The sequence below is a fragment of the Mucilaginibacter sp. R-33 genome, assembly GCF_049949235.1.
Classification (GTDB): domain Bacteria; phylum Bacteroidota; class Bacteroidia; order Sphingobacteriales; family Sphingobacteriaceae; genus Mucilaginibacter.
Genome location: NZ_CP188089.1, coordinates 3,238,484 through 3,260,073 on the forward strand (window position 1 = coordinate 3,238,484; position 21,590 = coordinate 3,260,073).

Here is a 21,590-nt window from a genome sequence, read left to right on the forward strand (position 1 = left end):
CGCTGAAACTTTGCTGTGAGGCTCTATTTATTTGTTATTACGCCAACTCCTCAATGCGCGCATTTTTGGGTGATGTGCCAAATTTTTCTTTGTATATTTTAGAGAAATGAGAAATGTTTTCGAACCCGCTTGTATAAGCAATGGTCGATACCGGGTCGCAGGAATTTTTGAGCTGGTATTCTGCATATTCCAGCCTGCGGTTTATTTGCCATTTTACCGGAGTGGTGTTAAAACGTTGGGAAAACTCCTTTTTGAAAGCGCTTACACTTCTGCCGGTGAGCTTCGCCATATCTTTTAAAGACAACTGCCTGTTAAAATTCGCTTCCATAAAATAAGCGAGGTCTACCTTTTTTTCCTCAACCAAGTATTTCAGAAACGCTACAATTTTTTTTGATTGATCATTCGCCAGGATCTGTAAAAGTATTTGATGGGCCACAAACTTTACTATACACCTGGAGTAATCCTGCTGGTGCGAAATATGCTGAATGGCCTGCGTTATATTTGCATTTATAAATTCAGTGGTTTTAAATACAAACGGAGGCAGATCTGCTATAAATCGTTCCTGCTTAAAATCCGGCACGTGACTTTCCAGAAAATAATCTACAAACTCATTTTCCATGAAAATAAGCAGGCTGGTATAATCATCAGACGGAAATATCTGATAATTACCGCGCCTCCTGAATTGTATATCGCCTGAATTGAGTTGTTGCACGCAGCCGGCGTACCGCACATCAATAGAGCCTGTTAAAACAAGTTCGAGGCAATGCATGGTTTGCAGTGCGTCGTCACAACTGTACGGCCGTTTCTTATCGACCAGCACGCCATACATTTCGGATTGACGTAACCGGATGTGTGTATGGTGATTTAATAAATCTTTGGGAAGTTGGATCATCGTAATAGTACTAAGCCACTCTAAGTTACAGTTTGCAACCCGCTATTTGTAATTTTTAAAGAATTGTAACAAAGCAATGATAATAGGTAGATAATTGGTCTCCCCCCTTGCACTTATTAGTGTTTTCGCAAACAAGATGGGTTTACAAAAACACTCCTTTACCCATAAGCCAAAGGCAGGTACTTCTCAGAACATCACCGTGCTTTCGGTGACGACACCTACTGCGGCGGGAGTGGTCACAAGTGGCTCAACCTCGTACACATCAACATCCGGATGTCCCGTATGAGAATTAAAGAAAGAAGATGCAATTAGAGTACTATCAATAAAAGAAATCTCAACTGATTTGTCATGTTCGGTAAAAAGGGCTAATGCGCATTGCCAGAGAAGCCCCAGATGCGTTGGTCTAAGTATCAGATACTACATCATTTAAAATGAGCTTTTATCTGATTTTAGTTCTTTATAATATCCTAAATATTAGAATATCAAAGCATTAACACTAAGAACACCTCCAATGAAAATTAAAGACAGATGCAAAATTGGATAAATATTCCCCGATAAAAAACAAGATCATATCCAATATAAATATAACCAAATTTAAAAGGATGCCGTAATTGAATATCAGGACTCAAATCTGTTTGTTTAAAATGCAACTAATTATGTAAGCGTATGTCTTTTATTAATAGCACCTCAGGTTAACAAGCAATGGCAAAATATTTAGTCTTAACAGATCTGCAACTGATCGATCATTTAAAAAAAGATGATGAAAACGCCTTTTCCGAAATTTACAGTAGGTATGCAGATTCGTTAGCAGATTTTGCAACCTCCAAATTGTTTGACGTGGAGGATGCCAGAGATATTATTCATGATGTTTTTGTTAAGCTTTGGCAGCAAAGGGCTCAATTAAAAATTGACCGGGATTTAAAAGCTTACCTCTTCAAGCTAACCCGTGACCGGATAGTGGATAAAGTTAGAAAGAATATTACACGCCGGGAGTATGCGGCTATGCTGGACTCGCTGGCGGTTGGTTACGAAGTCACGATTGAGCAAAAAATAGCTGCAAAAGAAATAGCCAAAAGTATTGAAACATCGCTTGATGAATTATCACCCCGGGTAAAAGAAATCTATTTATTAAGCCGCGAAGAAAATTTAAGTATAATAGAAATAGCTGACAAATTGCAGCTTTCTGAACAAACTGTAAAAAATCAGCTTTCCACTGCGTTAAAACATTTACGAGCTTCACTGGCAATGGTTGCTACCGTTGCATTATTATTATGGCTATCCTAACCCGGCATCTCAGGCAATTACACGCCCCTTGTTTCAGCGTGTCTTCCTTATAGTTAAACTAAATTCACATCTAAAAAAATATTTCATTTCTCTATAGTACCAAAAGGCATCTCATACGGCTACTGTGAAATGGATAACAAATGAGCCGTCATGAAACAGCAGCCTTACTGGATCGTTACCTTAAGGGCGAAACCACAAACGAAGAAAATGAGTTGGTGAAACGTTGGCTGGAAGAGAATGGTAATGCCAACTCCCGATGGCAGGATTTAGATCGTTCAGTAAAAGACCAATGGCTTTCGAGTGTTTTCAGCGAAATTAAAAATACAATTCACGAAACGGAAATTAAAGTAGTGTCGCTTCCGCAAAGAAAGCGTCGGTTATGGCGAGGTGTGGCAGCTGTTGCAGCAGTGTTGCTGATCTCTTTTGCATTATATCTGGAAAGGCCATTATTGCAAAGCCGTCTGCATCCTGTTGAGCTTACAGCTCTTAAGGCACCTGTTAATCAGAAAAGGGTGATAACGCTTACTGATGGCAGCCGGGTGTGGTTAAATATTGGCTCAGAGTTAAAATATCCTAAGACATTCAATGGTAAAACAAGGGAAGTTTATCTTTCAGGTGAAGCTTATTTTGATGTCAGCCATGACACGGCTAAACCTTTTATTATTCATACCGGAACCTTGCTGACCACTGTGCTGGGTACAGCATTTAATATCAATGAGGACAAAAATAAACATACTATTCAGGTAACTGTCACCCGCGGGAAAGTCAGCGTTGCTAATGGCAATAAATTGTTAGGTGTAATTATCCCTAACCAGCAGATCAGCTTTAATACTTTAAAAGAGGAAGTTGTACAAGCTACTGTTAACTCAAACGCGGTAGTTGCCTGGCAGCAAAGTGATTTGCATTTTGACGATATGAGCTTTGGTGATGCTATTGCACAGTTGCAAAAACACTTCAATGTGAAGATCAGTTTCGCCAATGCAAAATTGAAAGACTGCCGTTTTACAGGCACGTCCTTAAGTGATGAAGACTTGGATAAAATACTAAAAGTAATGTGCGTTTTTAACAATGCCTTTTATCAGACCAAACCAGACGGCAGCATCGTGATAGATGGGCCAGGGTGTAACAACTAAAAATAAAGAAAATAAAAAATGAACAATAGTTAAGCCCGGCTAAATGCTTTCGTCCTCCAGGCAGGACAATAAGCAAAATAACCTATAAACCGACCGTCATCGGCTTACAGGCGTCCCGGAAAACCGGGGTTTTAAATAATTGCGTCACTTAAAACATTTAAAAGTATGGATTTTTCTGCAAAAATGCGGAAGCCGGGAGGCGTATGTGCAGGTCTCAACGGTGTAATAAAATTAAAACAGTCATTTATTTTTCAGTTAATGCGCCTAAGCCTTGTCACTACCTTTTTTATATCAACCACTTTCCAGTTATTACTGGCTACTACTACTAAGGGTCAAAATATGCACTTGGACATGGTTACTATTGGCCTGCAGGATGAAAGTCTTGCCAGTGGTCTCAAAAAGATCGAGCAACAAACCTCGCTTCGCTTTTATTACCGCAAGGCGGAAATTAAAGCAATTGTCGGCCTTAACCTCGCTTTGGGGAACAGAACAATAGAACAAACCTTGCAGCAACTATTACAAAATACTTTTCTTTCGTTCCGGCAGGTCGAAGGTAATATATTAATCGAACGTGATGCTGAGCAAGCCAACTATGAGATTAAAGGCCGAGTAGTGGATGTAAATCATAAATCAATAGCTTTTGCAAACGTGATCATAAAGCAGGTCGCTACCGATAAAATAATCCAATCTGCACAAACCGATGCAGGTGGGCGTTTCAGGCTCTCAGCAACAGAAAAAGGAGACTATCTGATCGGGATCTCGGAAGTAAGTAAGGATAGTTTGTTTCTTGCCCTAACTTTAGGAGACATGAAAACGGTTCAATTACCGGATGTGATACTAAATACATCAATCAAACACCTCAAACAAGTAACCATAACCAGCAAAACCCCTATGCTTGAACGAAAGGTTGACCGGCTAATATTTAACCTGAACAACACCATATCAGCGAGTGGCTCCTCCCTTTTTGACGCTCTGCGGGTGGCGCCCCTTTTAACAGTGTCAGAGAATGGCAGCATTTCTATGGTTGGTAAAGGTAGTATGATGGTTATGGTAAATGAAAAAATAATCTATCTCACCGGAGCCGACCTTGCCAATTACCTGAAGACGCTTCGGGCCGAAAATGTCGAAAAAATTGAGATTATCACCACGCCGCCTGCAAAATATGAGGTACAGGGAAATGCCGGCCTGATCAATATTGTTTTAAAGAAAAACGAATCGTTAGGTTGGCGTGGGTCGGTTGGTTCCACCTATTATCAAAACACCTACCCGTCCTTTAATAATAATATGGCTCTTTTTTTCCGGTCAAAAAAAGTGAGCAGTTCTTTTACATTTAACCAATCACATTATCGCTTTATAATTAAAGAATCGACAGATATAACCGGGCAGCCGAGCCAAATCCTCAGCGATGAGCGTCGTTTAGGAAGATCGCCAGGTTTGCAATCTGGCCTAAGTATAGATTACGAGCTGAACAAACACAATAACATCGGCCTTATTTATAATATTTCAGACTATAAATCGAATACCATCTTTAGTAACAACTATAGCTTTGTTACCGGCAAGGATATCGATTCTGTTTTAAACACTACAGGAAAAATTTCAAGGCCAGTATTTACACAAACCTTCAATTTATATCACGATTTAAAGCTTGATTCGGCCGGAAAGAAATTGAGTAGCTCTGTCAACTTTTTCACGAATAAACCTGAAATGAGAAATAATTTTGTTTCTGAATCTGAAAACACCTATGCTTCAGTTCAAAATAATAATTTGTCAAAATACCGTATCTGGTCTATTCAATCAGATTTAACGTTGCCTTATAAATGGGCTAAAATAGAAACAGGTGCTAAGTTTGCTACCTATAATAACAGTGCCAGCATAGCATATTATAATTATATCCTCGATAACGTCGTGTTGGACCAAACGCGCAATAATGATTTCGACTATACTGAAAATAACCTGGCCGCGTATTACAGTATGGAAGCCGATCTATCGAAAAAATGGACAGCCAAAGCAGGGTTGCGTTATGAGTATACCCTGATGGATGGTTATTCGCCTACTTTAAATCAGCGTAATAAACGTGATTACGGTGCTTTATTCCCTACGGCTTACATTGTTTATAAGGCTGATAAAAACAATGTTTTTTCTTTAAATTATTCAAAGAGGATCAACCGTCCGAGTCTTAATTCCCTCAATCCATTTGCCTATTATACAAACATTTATACTTATTTTACCGGCAACCCATCGCTCTTGCCATCCTATAGTAACAATTTTGAGTTTAACTACCTCTATAAAGGGATGTTTTCTTTTACTGTCTATACACAACATACCAGTGATATGATCTCGCACCTCATAACCGTTAATGGCCCGGAGGTTCATACAAGCACTGAAAACTTTTTGTCGCAGGATAATCTGGGGGCTTATGCATCCTTTAACCGGTCATTATTTAAATGGTGGGACAACAGCATCTCCGCCTCTTTTTCCTATGCATCGCCAAAATCTAAAATAACAGCTATTAGCACTCCGAACGGAATTTCCGGCTCATTTAGTTTCAATAATACTTTCAAAACAAGTAACTTGTTAAGTTTTTATCTGAATTACAACCAAAATCTTCCATCAACGTATGGCAATATTTATACCTATAGTCAGCGTAGTTTTAGAATAGGGGCTACATTAAAGTTGTTGAATAACAATGTGATCATCAGCCCGGGTTATTTTTTGGGTAACACAACGAAATATGAATACCGTTATAGTGGATTTATACAAACAGACAAAACAGACTATAATTATAACAACTTTAGCCTTGGCCTTACCTATTTATTCGGAAGATCAAAGGTTTCCGGAAACAACAAGAACATATCTTTTGATGAGAAAAGAAGAGCTCAATAGTGAATATTCCGGAGGCGTTGACCAATTCATTCGGTAAATGAGTTTAGAGCATTCCGTTACACTTGACCATGGTATCTTCCTGAATTGGATAGCAAAATTTTATTTTATTAACAACCTATGTTGCTCTAATAAGCACGGAAAAGCGTGGTCAAGTGTGCCGGAAGATCCACACAAGGTGATGTTGGTCTTCCGCATAATGCAAGAACGTAGTTAATCACAAACTTCCATATCATATAGCAATTAACTTCAGCCACAATACTTGTAACATTTTTCATTTTCAGGTTGGTAATAAGTTATAAAATAGCTTATTGTTGTATTTTGTGCGAGCGTAATAAAAACAAAAATAACCCGGACAACAAATCGTTTACTGTTTTAATGCCCACTTTTAGCTCATACGTTAAGTTAGCACACTACCCTATTTTCAACGCTTGGGCAAAAAAAAGCGCGAGGGGGAAATGGAAAAGCCTCGCCCTTTTGCTGCAAAAGGAATATAATGTACCTGCTTTCGAGTACAGACACCATGCTTTGGCCGTGTTATGAGAAATGCCACATTCATTCGCTAAAGCGCTAAAGTTTAACATTGCCCTGCACGCTCCGCACACAAACTAAGAATGTCCGAAAAAGTTTCAAATCCCTGATATTCATTAATTCTGTTACACCTTTTTCTATATAGGTTTGAATGTAATTTGCATAAAAACAACAGGTCAATACCCCTGTCGAAATAGCAGGGTAGAAGCCATTAATTCTGGTTTGGGTATAGGAATCGCAACGACAATGTGTACATCAATTGGGAAACCGGCATCTATTATTTTCAAGGGTATTTTACAGCTCCCTTGCATCTTTGCCAAATATAATTGGTGCGAATCTCTTGATTAACAGCAAGTCGGTTTACTTATCTGGTATGGCTACTTCAAAGCCTCGTTAAATCTTCCTGAAATTTTTGAGTATAAAAATCCTATTCTCCTGTCTTACTTAATAATCACAGGTCAGACTCTGCCAAAACCAACGCTATAACCCATTATAATAATATGCATCAGTTGGGAATTACCCCGGGATGTTAGGATATCAGTATGAACGAAACCACTATTCAGGACTTGTTACAAAAAATAGCTTTTGAAGATGATCAGCAGGCTTTCAAGGTGCTGTATTTTCAATACTATAAAAGGCTGTATAATCTGGCCTCTTTCTACGTGCGATCTGCCGAGGCTACAGAAGAAGTAGTGAATGATACCTTTATTTCGATCTGGTCACGGAGAAAACTTTTGGCAGACATTACTGACTTCACTTCTTATATCTACAAAGCGGTAAAAAACAAATCGCTGAATTTCCTGAAACAAAGAAACTTCCCGATACATTTTAACATCGACGACGTTAAGGCAGAAATTGAAGATGTTACCCTGAATATTGAGGACCAAATGATCGTGGCAGACTTTCAGCTTTTAATAGAGCATGCAGTTAATAGCCTGCCCCCGCAGTGTAAGCTGGTATTTAAGATGATCAAAGAAGATGGTCTTCCGCACAAGGAAGTTGCCGAGCTTCTTAATTTATCCGTAAGGACTATCGAATATCATATGAGTATTGCTTTGAAAAAATTGTCGGAAAGCCTCAACTACCAAAAGAACACTCCCCTGGTTTCCTCCAAATAAGGAAGCTCTCATTTTATTTCATTAGAAAATATTTTCCTTCCTTCCCCGTGCCGGGCAATTTTTGATTGTCTATAAGATTAGAGAACACTTATGGTCAACAATACCTGGATACTTATTTACAAAAAGCTGAATAATACGGCAACTCCGGAGGAACTGAAAGAGATAGACCAGATCCTGAAGGAAGATGGCGGGTCACAATACCCTATAGCCATGCTGGAGCATCTTTGGCGATTATATCCGATATCAAAAGGATGTGATAATGAGCCAAAGGAAGAACGATGGGTGCAATTACAAGCTCAGTTAAATAATAGGCCTGATGCTTATGTTGAAGATGAATACCGAGCCAAAACGATCCAATCGATGCATCGCGGAAGGCTCAACTACATATTGATAGCAGCAGCGGCTGTCATTTTATTTTGTAGCAGCATAGCATTGATCTATTTCAGGTCAACCGACAAAAAAAACGGGATCTGTGAGATTAAGGTACCGATGGGGGGAATTACAAATATACAATTACCCGATGGCAGTACGGTTATCCTGAATGCAGGCAGCAAGCTTGCCTATAAAAACACATTTGATGCCAGGCACCGGGAGATAACCTTATCAGGCGAAGCCTTTTTCGATATCGTTAAAGACCCGGCACACCCGTTCATAATAACAACGCCAACAATAAAAATCAGGGTTCTGGGTACCCGGTTTAATGTCAGATCTTATCCGGGTGATAACACTTCCGAAGCAGCTTTAATACGCGGTGTTATTGAGCTTACTGTACTGAAAAATCCTGACCGACAAATTATTTTAAAGCCTTCGGAAAAACTGACAGTATTCAATCAACCGGTAGAAACATCGGCATCACGGTATAGGTCAACCGATACCACGTCAAAAGCGATAGTTGAGCTCAGTGAAATCCACCCGGGCAAAAGGGATTCTTTACCCGCAGAAGCCGGATGGATCAAAAATAAAGTAGCTTTTGACACCATGGAATTTGAGGAGGTAGCAAAAATGATGGAGCGGAAATACAGCACCACCATCATTTTTAAAAAGGAAGAATTGAGAAGGTTAATCCTAACTGGAAAATTTGAAAATATAACGCTTGACAAGGCGTTGCAGCAACTTAAGCTAACAAGCAATTTCAATTATCAAATTATAAATAACCAGGTATTCATTTATTAAATTTCAAACATGCGTATGATCAAATAACAGACCAACAATAAAAAAGAACGGGAAATGCTTCCAACATTCCCCGTCAAATGGTACAATAACTACCAGTCCGTCTTAATAAACCAATTAGTTAAATACCCTTGATACTAAATTATGAAAAAAAATCAAGGCCGCATATGTTATTTGCGGCACGAACGACTTTTGAACGTTCTTCTCATGACAAAATTTATACTTTTCCTGATCATTGTCTCGACACTGCAGTCCTATTCAAAGGGTTTCGGGCAGACCGCGATCAATCTTAACCTGAAGAATGTAAGCTTGAAGACTGCATTCAGGGAGATCGAAAAAAAATCTGACTATCACTTTCTTTATAACGATGAAACGATCAGGCACATTGACAAGCTTAAATCTGTCGAGGTAAGTAACGCATCCATCCATGCCGTGATGGACCTGCTGATCAGTGACACCGCCATTAAATACCAGCTTAGCGAAGATAATACCGTTATCATTTATTCAAAAGGCGAGCAATTGAATGCTCTTGTGGTGAAAGGTAAAGTAACAGATGATAATGGCCAGCCCCTACCGGGCGTTTCTGTTCGGCTAAAAGGCACCTCTGCCGGTACACAAACAGATTTGAACGGCAATTATTCCTTAAACGTTCCGAACGGCAACGTCTACCTGGTATTCAGTTATACCGGCTTTGAGCCCCAGGAGATCAATGTTGAGAGCCGTACAGCCATCGACATAAAGCTGAAAGCCAAAGATAATTCGCTTAGCGAAGTTGTGGTAGTTGGCTATGGTGTACAGCGCAAATCTGACCTGACCGGCGCTGTAACCAGCATAAAGGGCGCCGACCTAACTAAAATCGGGGGCAGTAACGCGGCAGAGGCGCTACAGGGAAAAACGCCGGGTGTGCAAATCCTGAGCCAGGGTGGTCCCGGAGCCGCACCTACAGTGTTGATACGCGGGCTCGGCACAAACGGCGACCCTACCCCGTTATACGTTGTTGACGGTATGATGGTGACCAATATCAGCTTCCTCGCACCGAATGATATCGCGTCCATGGAAATTTTAAAAGATGCTTCCGCCACCGCGATATATGGATCGCGGGGAGCAAACGGAGTCATCCTCGTGACAACTAAAAAAGGAAAGCCAGGCAAACCGGTCATCAATTTTTTAACAAGCCAGGGGTTTCAGTTCCTGACACGTAAATTTCACGTTGCCAACGGCCAGGAATACGCTCAATTGGTCAATCTGTTTAAAACCAATGCAGGTTTAGCACCGGTTTATGATAATATCAGCCAGATAGGCGCCGGAACTGACTGGACCAAAGAAGTAACTCAAAACGGAATTGTCAGCGATTATCAACTTTCTGTTGGGGGAGGGAGCGAAAATGTTAATTATAATATCAGTGCCAGTTACCATAATGAAGATGGCGTATTAAAATACACCAACTATAACCGTTTAACTCTGCGCGCCGATAATGAATATAAAATCAGCAAAAAATTAACCTTCGGGCATAACCTATCGCTGGCCAGCAGTCATTATAACGGCGATGGCGGTTCCAATACGGGCAGGGGCATCAATTCAATAACCCGTATATCACCCTTGATCCCCGTTTACAAAAGCGATGGCTCTTTTTCATCAGGTCAGGATGTGGACATTGTTAACCCCTTTGCAGAGCTTTATCTTCATAAAGATGCCCAAACCCATCCGCTGCAATTTGTTGGTAACGGATATCTGAACTATGAACTATTTAAAGGCCTTTCTTTCAGAAGCAGCTATGGAATTGATTATACTTTGAATAATATCAACAGGTATACACCGCCATACAACCTGGGGGCAAATCAAAGCAGTTTAACCAGTATTGAAAACGGATATACTACGGTTTCAACCTGGCTATGGGAAAATACGCTGGCTTATGACAAACAGCTTGGCGCATCTCACCATCTGAACCTCCTGGCCGGTTATACCGCGCAGAATACTGATTATAGAGGAGTAGACGTAACAGGAAGCGGCCCGTTAACTACAACCGATCCCAATTATCGCTATATCCAGGTTTACCCGATATCAAACATCAATTCACTTGGCGCACTGCCATCCAGCGAGTCTATCCTTTCGTATCTTTTCAGGGCAAACTATAGCTACAAGAACAGGTACCTGTTAACTGCTTCGTTCCGCGCCGACGGGTCATCAAAATTCGCCGAAGGGCATCGCTGGGGATATTTTCCGTCAGTAGCCCTCGGATGGCGGGCCTCCGAAGAGAAGTTCCTGAAGAACGTTTCGTGGATAAGCAATCTGAAAGTACGCGGGAGCTGGGGCCGGATCGGCAGCAACAAAATCGCCAATTACCAAACTTTCAACCTGCTTAACCAGGAAACAACTTATGATGGTGTATTTAACGGCGTTTTCTATCCTATGGCAACAATCGTAGCCGCATCAAACCCTAATATCACCTGGGAGGTTTCACAACAAACTGATGCCGGTATTGAATTTGGCACACTAAAAAACCGATTACGCTTTGAAGGCGACTATTACCGCAGGGACACTAAAAACCTGTTATTGATATTGCCTGTGCCGGGTGGCTCTACAGGTACTGCCCCTGCATATTCAAATGCGGGAACTGTGCGGAACAGCGGTGTGGAACTGGCGGTGAGCTGGAATGACCGCATCGGGGGTTTTGGATATGGCGTAAAAGTAACCGGAACGGCCAATAAGAACAGAATCCTGGACTTTAAAGGCCTCACTTCGTATGCATCAGATTTCCAGGTGCCATCTACCCATGTATCAAAAGCAGGTGCCCCTATTGGTGACTTTTACGGTTATCAATCGCTCGGAATTGTGCAAAGCCAGGCGCAGATTGACCAGCTAAATGCAGCAGCTGCAGCAAAATCAGGCAATCCAACAAAGCAATACTGGTCGGGATTAAAGCCGGGTGACCTGCTGTTCAAAGACATAAACGGCGACGGGTTCGTTGATGCTAATGACAAAACAGATATCGGTTCTCCCTATGCAAAATTTGTGGGAGGGTTAACGCTTTCTGCAGATTACAAAGGTTTTGACCTAACCATTGATATGATGGGCAGTTTCGGCGGTAAGATCTACAATGACACCAGGAACCAGTTTGTAAGCTCCGGGCTATCCAACCTGAATGTTGAGTGGCTGGATTCCTGGACCCCTACCCATACCAATACCACCATTCCGCGCTATGCCGTTAACACGTCAACAACGCAATCATCCGATTTCAATATTTTTGACGGCACTTATATCAAAGCACGGTTCATCGAACTGGGATATACTTTCAATAAGCAGCTATTGAAAAGAGTTGGAATTTCGGCGCTTCGCGTGTATGTCAACACCACCAATCCTTTTTACATAACCAAGTACAAAGGCTTCTCTCCTGAAGTATCAAATGCTTACGGGGTTTCAACTATAGGCGATGATTTCCGGACATATCCCGTTTCGGGCACTGCCAGATTGGGTATAAACTTAACTTTTTAAATAAGAAATAACAGTTATGAAAAATATTATAAAATTCATTGTTGTTTTAGAGCTTTTTGCGACATGTTCCTGCAAAAAAAGTTTTCTTGATAAAGAGCCGCTTGGGGTGCTTTCGAGCGCAACCTTTTCGGCCGATACAACAACACTTGGCTTGGCGGTAAACCGCCTTTATGGCTCCATAGCCTGGAGGGAATTCCGTATCGGGCAGCACCAGTACTCAACGAAGGAGATGTGCGGGGATGACTTTATTGTGGGCGGTAATGCTGACTTTAAAGTGTTCCAGGATTACAGCTACCTCACAGATAATTACATGATAGAGCGCTACTGGGGACGGGCCTTTGAAAATATCCATTACTGCAACGTAGTAATTGACCGTACATCGACTTTGAAAGCCCCCTATTCGGCACAATTATTTGAAGCCCAGGCCAAATATTTCAGAGCTTATTACAACTTCGATCTAACGAATGTGTTCGGCGATGCACCGCTGCGGGACCATGACCCGGTATCAACTGCTGAATATAATATCCCTAAAAGTTCGCATGCGGATATTATTAAACTCGTGATATCAGACCTGAAGTATGCTATAGATCACCTACCAACAAGGAGCCAATGGGGAACAGCCAACCTCGGCCGCGTGACCAAAGGTACGGCACAGGGACTGTTATCAAAGGTTTATCTTTATGAGCAGGATTATGCTAACGCGAAGTTATACGCCGAAGCAGTTATCAACGGCGGCGAATACAGTCTTTACAGCAATTACCGCAACCTGTTTAGCCCGGATCAATTGTATTCTACTGAAAATATGATGCCCGGTGGATTTATTTACAACACATCCCTTCCTGCCGGGCGCCAATACGGACCTTACCTTCAATACCAGGGGCTTCCCTCGCTGGGTTCAAATGGTGATATCTTCCCCTCACCTAACCTGGTTAGCAGTTATGAAAAAGGTGACCCGAGAATGAGCGCAACTATTTTTACGAAAACAGACATCATTCCCGGCTTTAACAACAACCAGCCGGTGGCATTCCCGGCATCAACTAATTATGCCAATAAAAAAGTGATCTGGCCATATTCATACTGGAACGGCGGTAACTTTAACTTTCAGAGTGTGAACCCAATGTATCTAAGGTATGCTGACATCATTTTGATAGCCGCCGAAGCCAATAATGAGTTGGGGAATCTATCTGATGCGTTGAAATACCTGGAAATGATCCGTTTCAGAGCCCGTGGTAATAAAACATTCGCGGCATCAGTTGCAGCAGGCGAAAATGATGGAGCGGGTATCCTTCCACAAATTATAACTACGGATAAAACAGCATTGCGGTTAGCCATCTGGCATGAACGCCGGATAGAGCTGGCCCTTGAATTCAATCGCTGGTACGACCTGGTTAGATATAACAAAGTAGCCGGCCCCAACGGCAGTTCGGGCACCGGCTACACAGAAAACCTGCTAAAAACTGTTTACGGGAGAACTAATTTTAATTATGCCAAATTCAGTCATTTTCCGCTTCCGCAGACCTTTGTTACATCGTCAAATGGCGTACTCAAACAAAACAGTGCCTGGTAATTGCTTGTTACTTTTTTCGTTGTTCAATCTCGCATGAACTGCAGACCGTAAATAAGTAACAAATAAGCCAGCGTATATCGGAACTAATAAATAGTTCGACTAAAGGCAAGCTTAGCATTTAGTATTGCCCCAATTAATTTAGTCAGCTTTTGAATTAAAATAATTAGGTGTTCAATAAATCCAACATGTTGAATTTATTGAACACCTCTTACAAAGGAAAATGGCTCAATTATGCGTCTTTTTCACTCAACTTTTCCTTCTCATATTTCTTAAAATCCGCCCTACGACCATCAGGAATCCACAAACTAATTAGACATCTTCCTCAATATCAAAACATTAATTCCATAGTAAAATATTAGTAAAACAAAAAACTTATATCAATTAACGTGAGATAGTCACGATTTAATCTGACAGTTGAGTTACAAATTCTTTATCGTTTCCCAGTCAACCACGCCAACTTTATTTGCCCAGTCCAGATATTCCTTTTCCAGTTTAATAACCTTTGCGCGATATTTCGTAGCCAGATCCTTCGTTTCAGATCGGTCTGCTTCCAGATCATATAACTCCCATGGTTGCTTCGATTCGGCTACGAGCTTCCATCGGCCTTTTCTTATGGCCCTGCTACCTTCATGCTCCCAAAACAAAGTTTCATTACCTCCGGCAGCTTTGCCTTTAAAAACATTAAGCAAACTGGTACCTGCCAATGTTGTAAGGCGCCTGTTTTTAAACAGAGCCGGATAAGTTACCCCGGCCAGTTCCAAACAGGTAGGCATCAGATCGATCAAGTGGCCAGTACTGCTGTTGGTAATCCCAGCTTTGATATATCCCGGATACCAGGCAATCAACGGAGTGGCTATGCCACCTTCGTGTGTGTTGCGTTTAAACAACTTAAATGGTGTATTGCTCAGGTTTGCCCAGGGAATCTCATAACTGTCGATCGAATTTACGGAGCCGGGGGGGCCGTTCTTTTGTATTACTGTTGCCAGGCTTTTAACCTCATCGGCGCTACCGCCATTATCTGATGCAAAAAGGACAATGGTATTTTTACCTTTTCCCAATTGCTTTAGTTTGTTCATGATCTCACCTATGCAGGCGTCCATGCGATAAACCATGGCGGCATAAATAGCCATCCTGGTATCCCATTTATCTTTTTCATCGGGAGATAGCGAATCCCATGCAGCGGCACGTTTATCCCTTGCTGATAGCTGCCATTGTTTTTTGATAATGCCTACCGCCAGCTGCTTTTCACAACGCTGTTTCCGCAAAACGTCCCAGCCCTTAAGGTATTGGCCTTTAAATTTTGCAATATCCTGCGGCAGGGCCTGAATAGGCCAGTGCGGGGCATTGTACGCTACGTACATAAAAAATGGCTTCTGCTGGTCTTTGATCTCATTCAATGATTTAATTGCAAAATCAGTGATGGCTTGTGTCAAATATTTTGAAGTATCGCTGCGCGAGATCTCTTTATCATTGAGCATAAAGGTAATTTTGCTGCCATCATTATACAGTGGTGCCGAGTTAAAATAGCTACTGCCATTATTCAACATCGTAAACGATTTATTAAACCCGCGGTTGTAAGCCAAAGCAGATTGTTGCAGTCCCACATGCCATTTCCCAGATACAATAGTATTATAACCAGCCTCATCTTTAAGCAATTCGGCAATGGTGGCGCTATGGTCATTCAGGTATCCCTGATATGCAGGCGAACCTTTATATTTTACCATATCACCCACACCTGCCTGGTGCGGATACAAACCGGTAAGCAATGCCGCACGTGACGGACAGCACCTGCCCGCGTTATAAAACTGTGTCATTTTTAAACCTTCCCGGGCAAGCCTGTCAATATTAGGTGTGCTGATCTCTGAGCCAAAGCAGCCTATATCAGAAAAGCCCATATCGTCGGCCAAAATGACAACGATATTGGGCTTTTGCTTTGGGGCCTGCCCAAATACAGGCCTCGTGCAAAATAGAGCTACCAGTAGGTAGCCAATGTATTTACTCATGTTCCGATTTTATTTATTATTGGCAATTTTCAGGTTTTTCATGGTCAATTATTGTTTTCGAGTTTGTGGATCCGTTTATTGTTGATATCATCACGATCAATAAAAGGATAGATGTGATTCTTTTTGGCTTCCGCGTCAAACAGATCTTTCAGTTCCTTTAGCTTTTCAGGATATTTTTTGGCGAGGTCAACGCGCTCGTTAAAATCCTCATTCAGGTTATAAAGCTTCCAAACATCCTTATCGTAATTACGCTCGGGGATGGTTTTCTCTTTCGGAAAGTTCAGCAAGTCCACATTATCCGGTCGGTGTGCGGCTTCGGCCTTCCAGCCATCTTTGTAGATGGAGCGGGAAGTGAAAATGTAATAGTACTGCTGCGTATGCAATGTTTTCGCCTGCGCATTATTGAACGAGCTAAAGAATGACTTACCCTGCAACGTATCCTGCTTAATGCCCTTAACGTACTCCGGTAGTTTTAAACCGGCCGCCTCAATAGTTGTCGGGAACACATCAGATACATGGCTGTATTGCGTACGGATGCCTCCTTTTTCGGCGATCAGCTTTGGATAATAAACTATCAGCGGGTTATGGGTTCCTCCTTCAGCGTCAGCATCCGATTTCCAATATTTGAACGGTGTGTTTGCTGCCTGTGCCCAGCCTAAAGGATAGTTGGTTGAAGCCTCTGGCGTACCAATGGTTTCGTAATCGCTTTCGTTCTTTTTGATATAATCGACCTCAGGTGTGGTTGCAGCCGAGTTTTTAGGATTGATAACGCCGTGTACAGTTCCTTCTTTACTTGCACCGTTATCCCCTATCATCACAAAAACCAAGGTATTATCAAACTGCCCGGAAGCTTTCAGATAGTTAATCACGCGGCCAACCTGGTGGTCTATATAAGTCAAATAGCCTGCATAAACTTCCATGAACCGGGCATACAATTTCTTCTGATCAGCAGGCAGGCTGTTCCAGGCCTGGATCCGCTCGTTACGCTCGGGGAGTTTAGCATAAGCCGGGATATAGCCGGCCTTTTTCTGATTGTCAAAAACCTTTTGGCGATAAACATCCCATCCCTCGTCAAACTTACCTTTATACAGGTCGCTCCATTCATGGCTCACCTGGTGCGGGGCGTGGGTAGCGCCGGGGGCATAGTATAAAAAGAAAGGCTGATCAGGTGCAGCTTTATGAGCGGCATCGATATATGCAATGGCTTTATCAGTGATTTGCTCGTTCAGGTTACGGCCATCAGGTTTGATGTGAAAATTATCCTCTACCAAATGCGGCGGGTTATATTGATCGGTAGCCGATTCCAGGAAACCGAAGTGATGGTCAAAACCTTTACCGGTAGGCCAGCGGTCAAACGGACCAACCGCTGTAGTATCCTCATCAGGAGTTACGCCCCATTTACCTACAGCAAAGGTGCTGTAGCCGTTAGCACGAAGCGCCTCGGCAATGGTGCCTTTATCAGGCGGGATGCGGCCATCATAACCCGGGAAACCCGCGGCTGTTGAAGCGTGGGCAAAGTTACCCATATGTACATAGTGATGATTACGCCCGGTAAGTAATGAAGACCGTGTTGGCGCACAAATACCCGCTGTATGGAAATTGACGTAACGCAGGCCATTATTGGCCAGCGTATCAAAATTTGGCGTACTGATTAAACCTCCAAAGGTTCCTGACGCACCGAAGCCTACATCGTCCAGCAAAATCCAGACAATGTTTGGAGCACCTTTGGGTGCTTTGAGTGGCTTATTCCACCACTCTTTTGATTCGGCAAGCGTTTTGCCTTCCACGCCCTTGTAATTAGCGGGATCAATTGGCGCTATGTTGGCCGGTATTACCTTTACTTGCGGCAGTTGCGCAAAAACAGGTGCGCTGAAGGCAACGGCCATTGCCGACATGGCGACAATACGTTGATAAACGGATTTCATAATTGTAAATGGTTATATAAGTTTTTTAATTAATCCAATCAAGCTATTAGCTTTGGGCTTTCTGCCTTCCGTTTTTAGCTTTCATGTTATTAGTTACTTTTTATAGTTTTTGTGGATACGCTGGTGGTAAACATCATACCAGTCGATAAATGGATACCGGTTATTTTTTTGAGCCTGTGCTTCAAATACAGCTTTCAATTCTCTTAACTTTTCAGGATATTTTTTGGCGAGGTCAACCCGTTCGTTGAAATCCTCATTCAGGTTGTATAACTCCCAGGTATCCTCATCAAAGCTTTTATCGGGCACGTTTTGACCAACTTTAAAATCGCCCAATTCCACGTTATCCGGGTGGTGTGCAGCTTCAGCTTTCCAGCCATCGCTATAAATCGATCTCGACCCAAAAATGTAGTAATGCTGCAACACATGTTTTGATTTTGCTTCGGGATGATCAAATGAATACACCAAAGAAGTGCCCTGCAAAGTATCCTGCTTAATACCGCGGATGTATTCAGGTAATTTAATGCCGGTATATTCAAGCGTGGTAGGTAGTACGTCAATCACATGACCATACTGGGTGCGAATCCCTTTTTCTTTAATGCCTTTTGGATAATAAACTATCAGCGGGTTACGGGTACCACCTTCAGAGTTAGCATCCTGTTTCCAGTATTTAAATGGCGTATTGGCTGCCTGCGCCCAGCCCAGTGGGTAGTTGGTGCTTGCCTGCGGTGTACCGATATCGTCAATGTCTTCAATGTTAGTTTTCAGATAAGCATCTTCGGCAATCAGTTTAGCCGAGTTCTTTTTAGGGTTGATAACACCATGAACCGTCCCCTCTTTACTGGCTCCATTATCGCCAATGATCACAAATACCAGCGTATTATCCAGCTGACCGCTTTGTTTCAGGTGATTGATGAGCCTGCCGACCTCATGATCGGTATAGGTCAAATATCCGGCATAAACTTCCATGAAACGGGCGTACAGTTTTTTCTCGGCATCAGGTAATGATTTCCAGGCCGGGATGCGTGAGTTACGCTCAGGCAATTTAGCGTAGGCCGGGATAATGCCCAATTTCTTTTGCCTTGCGATGACCTTCTCCCTGAAATCGTCCCAGCCACTGTCAAACTGGCCTTTGTACAGATCGCTCCACTCCTTCGCAACCTGGTGAGGCGAATGCGTTGCACCCGGCGCGTAATACAAAAAGAAGGGTTTCTCAGGAGCTACCTTATGCTGGCGTGTAAGGTAGAAGATGGCTTGATCAGTAATCTGATCAGTAAGGTGACGGCCGTCGGGAGTTACATGAGCGTTGTCTTCAACCAAATCAGGTTTATACTGGTCGGTAGCCGATCCCAAAAATCCGAAGAAATGATCAAAGCCTTTACCTGTAGGCCAGCGGTCAAACGGGCCTGCATCCGTAGCATCCTCGTCGGGTGTTAAACCATATTTGCCAACCGCGAAAGTGTTGTAGCCATTTTCGCGCAAGATCTCCGCTATAGTCCCCTTATCAGATGGAATGCGGCCATCATAACCCGGAAAACCCGCCGATAAGGTTACATGCGAAAAACCACCTTCATGAACATAATGATGGTTACGTCCGGTTAACAAAGCCGATCGCGTTGGCGCGCAGATCCCTGCTGTATGAAAATTAGTATAACGCAGGCCATTATTGGCCAACGTATCAAAATTAGGGGTTTTAATGATGCCGCCAAAGGTACTTGTAGCGCCGAAGCCCACATCATCTAAGATGATCCATAATACGTTTGGCGCACCGGTGGGCGCTTTATGAGGCTCAGGCCACCACTCCTTCGAATCATCAAGCGTTTTGCCCACCGTGCCGCCAAATACCGACGTTTGTCCGTTTTGTGCTTTGGCTGTAAATGCTGCAAGCAAGCCAAGCGAAAGGAACAATGTTATTTTTCTTGTTTTCATTGATAAATAGTTTATTCGGCATAGCTGGAGCGAAACTTCACACCCCAGCGGCCGTTTTCTTTGATTAGTATGTATAATGATAATTGAGATTACTGCCAGCCGGGGTTTTGCGTAAGCTTACCATTGCTGTTATCAATTTCCTGCTGTGGTATCGGGAACAAGTAAAATTTGCCTGCCGCACCTTTGCTCACATTGGTTTTACCTACTTTCAGCAGACTTGCCTCCAGTATGCCGTTGCCCGAAGCATCCCGCTCGCGGATCAGATCAAACCAACGCTGGTATTCAAATACAAATTCCAGCCTGCGCTCTAAATAAACCGCGTTACGGAATGAAGCCTGATCAAGCCCGGCAAGATCGTCCAGCCCGGCACGTTTTCTTACCCTGTTGATAGAAGCATATGCTTGGGCAGTTGGTCCGTTTAATTCATTTTCTGCTTCGGCATGGATCAGCAGCACATCCGAAAAGCGGATGATAGATACATTGGCGCCCGACTCGGCTTCGTTAGATGCCACGCCCGGATCATAATATTTATTAAAGAATGGGATAGAGTCGTTGGGAATAGTAGCGTCATTCAGCTTACCATACCACAGATTAGTTGCAGGACTTTGAAAGCGCGTTACAAAACTCACCCGCTTACGCTTATCATTGGCCGGATACAACTTATAAATGCTGAAAAACTTATCTACGCCGCCGGGTTTGGTAGCATCAGGTACCGGGTAAAACACCACCTGATCGGCATAGTTGCCCACTATACCCGGGATACCGTTCAATATTGATCGCGGAGCCTGGTTGTTGCCCTGTCCCTGTGAGTTTGATTTAAACTGCGCCGAAAAAATATGCTCCTTTCCGTTTTTAGTTGCAGGCAAAAACACATCGGCATAGTTGGCAAACAGGTCATAGCCGTATGGGCCATTAATTACAGTTTCGGCCTGCGCCACAGCCTTATCCCATTTACGTTCGGTAAGGTAAACCTTAGCAAGTAATGAATAAGCTGCGCCTGCTGTAGCCCTGCCTACATCCGGACCGGTATAGTTATTTGGCAAATCGGCGGCGGCATTAGTTAAATCGGTTTCTATTTGTGCATAAACGGTAGCCGCGGCTGTTCTCGGAATTTGCAGATCAGATAGATCAATTGATGTTTGATCGTGCAATACCAAAGGCACATCGCCATACAAACGCACTAAATTAAAATAATACAATGCCCTCAAAAACCTCGCCTCGGCAACAAGCCTTTTATTTAGCGTAGCATCAAATTTGATATCAGGAATGGTATCAATGGCGATATTAGCCTTTTTAATAGCTGCATAATGCTGTTGCCAGATCTGCAGGATCCTTAAGCCGGAAGCTGAATGGCCTAATACAGACTGTGAGCGTACGTCGGCATTGGTAGCACCGGGGCCGGGACCTTCATCATCGCCCATAAAATTCATACCCGTATTAAAAAGGGTGTTGTACGGTGTTTGAACGCTATTTGCCCCGGCGTTCAATAACGAATAAGCAGCTGTGACTGCTGCCACGGCGTCTGCCTGGGTTTTATAAAACTGACTTGCCGGGATGAACGACCGAGGGTCTTCCTTAAGTTTGGCGCATGAAACAGCGGCAAAAGCAACCAGTATAATAAGGTATTTAATATTTTTCATCTTCATATCTAAAAAATCAAGGTTTAGCC

12 protein-coding genes are annotated in these 21,590 nt (G+C 42.7%); 7 read left to right on the top strand and 5 right to left on the bottom strand.

Annotated features, from left to right (window positions below; all coding sequences use genetic code 11):
* Window positions 1-37: 37 nt before the first annotated feature.
* A complete protein-coding gene (locus tag ACP26M_RS13555) occupies window positions 38-892 on the bottom strand; it encodes a helix-turn-helix transcriptional regulator (RefSeq protein WP_426589632.1) in 855 nt (284 codons plus the stop codon).
* A 702-nt stretch (window positions 893-1,594) separates the two neighbouring features.
* On the opposite strand from ACP26M_RS13555, the gene ACP26M_RS13560 reads away from it, so the two are divergent.
* The 7 genes from ACP26M_RS13560 (at window position 1,595) to ACP26M_RS13590 (ending at window position 14,067) form a co-directional block, all read left to right on the top strand.
* Entirely contained in the window at window positions 1,595-2,176 is a 582-nt protein-coding gene (locus ACP26M_RS13560; protein ID WP_426589634.1) for an RNA polymerase sigma factor, read from the top strand.
* Between the two features lie 140 nt (window positions 2,177-2,316).
* Window positions 2,317-3,309: a FecR domain-containing protein gene (locus tag ACP26M_RS13565; RefSeq protein ID WP_426589636.1), complete on the top strand. Its 993-nt coding sequence runs from the start codon at window positions 2,317-2,319 to the stop codon at window positions 3,307-3,309.
* Between the two features lie 165 nt (window positions 3,310-3,474).
* Window positions 3,475-6,192 carry a TonB-dependent receptor domain-containing protein gene (locus ACP26M_RS13570; RefSeq protein WP_426589638.1) on the top strand — a complete coding sequence of 906 codons (2,718 nt, stop codon included), beginning with the start codon at window positions 3,475-3,477 and terminating at the stop codon, window positions 6,190-6,192.
* Window positions 6,193-7,262: 1,070 nt separating this feature from the next.
* Window positions 7,263-7,838, top strand: a complete 576-nt coding sequence (locus tag ACP26M_RS13575; RefSeq protein WP_426589640.1) for an RNA polymerase sigma-70 factor — start codon at window positions 7,263-7,265, stop codon at window positions 7,836-7,838.
* Window positions 7,839-7,928: 90 nt separating this feature from the next.
* A complete protein-coding gene (locus ACP26M_RS13580) occupies window positions 7,929-9,011 on the top strand; it encodes a FecR family protein (protein WP_426589642.1) in 1,083 nt (360 codons plus the stop codon).
* Window positions 9,012-9,215: 204 nt separating this feature from the next.
* Window positions 9,216-12,500: a SusC/RagA family TonB-linked outer membrane protein gene (locus tag ACP26M_RS13585; protein ID WP_426589644.1), complete on the top strand. Its 3,285-nt coding sequence runs from the start codon at window positions 9,216-9,218 to the stop codon at window positions 12,498-12,500.
* Window positions 12,501-12,516: 16 nt separating this feature from the next.
* Window positions 12,517-14,067 (top strand): RagB/SusD family nutrient uptake outer membrane protein, encoded by a 1,551-nt coding sequence (locus ACP26M_RS13590; RefSeq protein ID WP_426589646.1) that lies wholly within the window; start codon window positions 12,517-12,519, stop codon window positions 14,065-14,067.
* Between the two features lie 419 nt (window positions 14,068-14,486).
* On the opposite strand, the gene ACP26M_RS13595 is transcribed toward ACP26M_RS13590, so the two are convergent.
* The 4 genes from ACP26M_RS13595 to ACP26M_RS13610 form a co-directional block, all read right to left on the bottom strand.
* Window positions 14,487-16,070 carry an arylsulfatase gene (locus ACP26M_RS13595; RefSeq protein WP_426589648.1) on the bottom strand — a complete coding sequence of 528 codons (1,584 nt, stop codon included), beginning with the start codon at window positions 16,068-16,070 and terminating at the stop codon, window positions 14,487-14,489.
* 44 nt (window positions 16,071-16,114) lie between these two features.
* Complete coding sequence (locus ACP26M_RS13600; RefSeq protein ID WP_426589650.1) at window positions 16,115-17,995, bottom strand: arylsulfatase; 1,881 nt, start codon at window positions 17,993-17,995, stop codon at window positions 16,115-16,117.
* 93 nt (window positions 17,996-18,088) lie between these two features.
* Window positions 18,089-19,921: an arylsulfatase gene (locus tag ACP26M_RS13605; protein ID WP_426589652.1), complete on the bottom strand. Its 1,833-nt coding sequence runs from the start codon at window positions 19,919-19,921 to the stop codon at window positions 18,089-18,091.
* 89 nt (window positions 19,922-20,010) lie between these two features.
* On the bottom strand, window positions 20,011-21,567 hold the full coding sequence (locus tag ACP26M_RS13610; RefSeq protein WP_426589654.1) for a RagB/SusD family nutrient uptake outer membrane protein: 1,557 nt from the start codon (window positions 21,565-21,567) through the stop codon (window positions 20,011-20,013).
* Window positions 21,568-21,590: the final 23 nt, after the last annotated feature.

Coding starts and splice junctions, on each gene's coding strand:
- ACP26M_RS13555 (WP_426589632.1), bottom strand. CDS start 892: ATGATCCAACTTCCCAAAGATTTATTAAATCACCATACACACATCCGG.
- ACP26M_RS13560 (WP_426589634.1), top strand. CDS start 1,595: ATGGCAAAATATTTAGTCTTAACAGATCTGCAACTGATCGATCATTTA.
- ACP26M_RS13565 (WP_426589636.1), top strand. CDS start 2,317: ATGAGCCGTCATGAAACAGCAGCCTTACTGGATCGTTACCTTAAGGGC.
- ACP26M_RS13570 (WP_426589638.1), top strand. CDS start 3,475: ATGGATTTTTCTGCAAAAATGCGGAAGCCGGGAGGCGTATGTGCAGGT.
- ACP26M_RS13575 (WP_426589640.1), top strand. CDS start 7,263: ATGAACGAAACCACTATTCAGGACTTGTTACAAAAAATAGCTTTTGAA.
- ACP26M_RS13580 (WP_426589642.1), top strand. CDS start 7,929: ATGGTCAACAATACCTGGATACTTATTTACAAAAAGCTGAATAATACG.
- ACP26M_RS13585 (WP_426589644.1), top strand. CDS start 9,216: ATGACAAAATTTATACTTTTCCTGATCATTGTCTCGACACTGCAGTCC.
- ACP26M_RS13590 (WP_426589646.1), top strand. CDS start 12,517: ATGAAAAATATTATAAAATTCATTGTTGTTTTAGAGCTTTTTGCGACA.
- ACP26M_RS13595 (WP_426589648.1), bottom strand. CDS start 16,070: ATGAGTAAATACATTGGCTACCTACTGGTAGCTCTATTTTGCACGAGG.
- ACP26M_RS13600 (WP_426589650.1), bottom strand. CDS start 17,995: ATGAAATCCGTTTATCAACGTATTGTCGCCATGTCGGCAATGGCCGTT.
- ACP26M_RS13605 (WP_426589652.1), bottom strand. CDS start 19,921: ATGAAAACAAGAAAAATAACATTGTTCCTTTCGCTTGGCTTGCTTGCA.
- ACP26M_RS13610 (WP_426589654.1), bottom strand. CDS start 21,567: ATGAAGATGAAAAATATTAAATACCTTATTATACTGGTTGCTTTTGCC.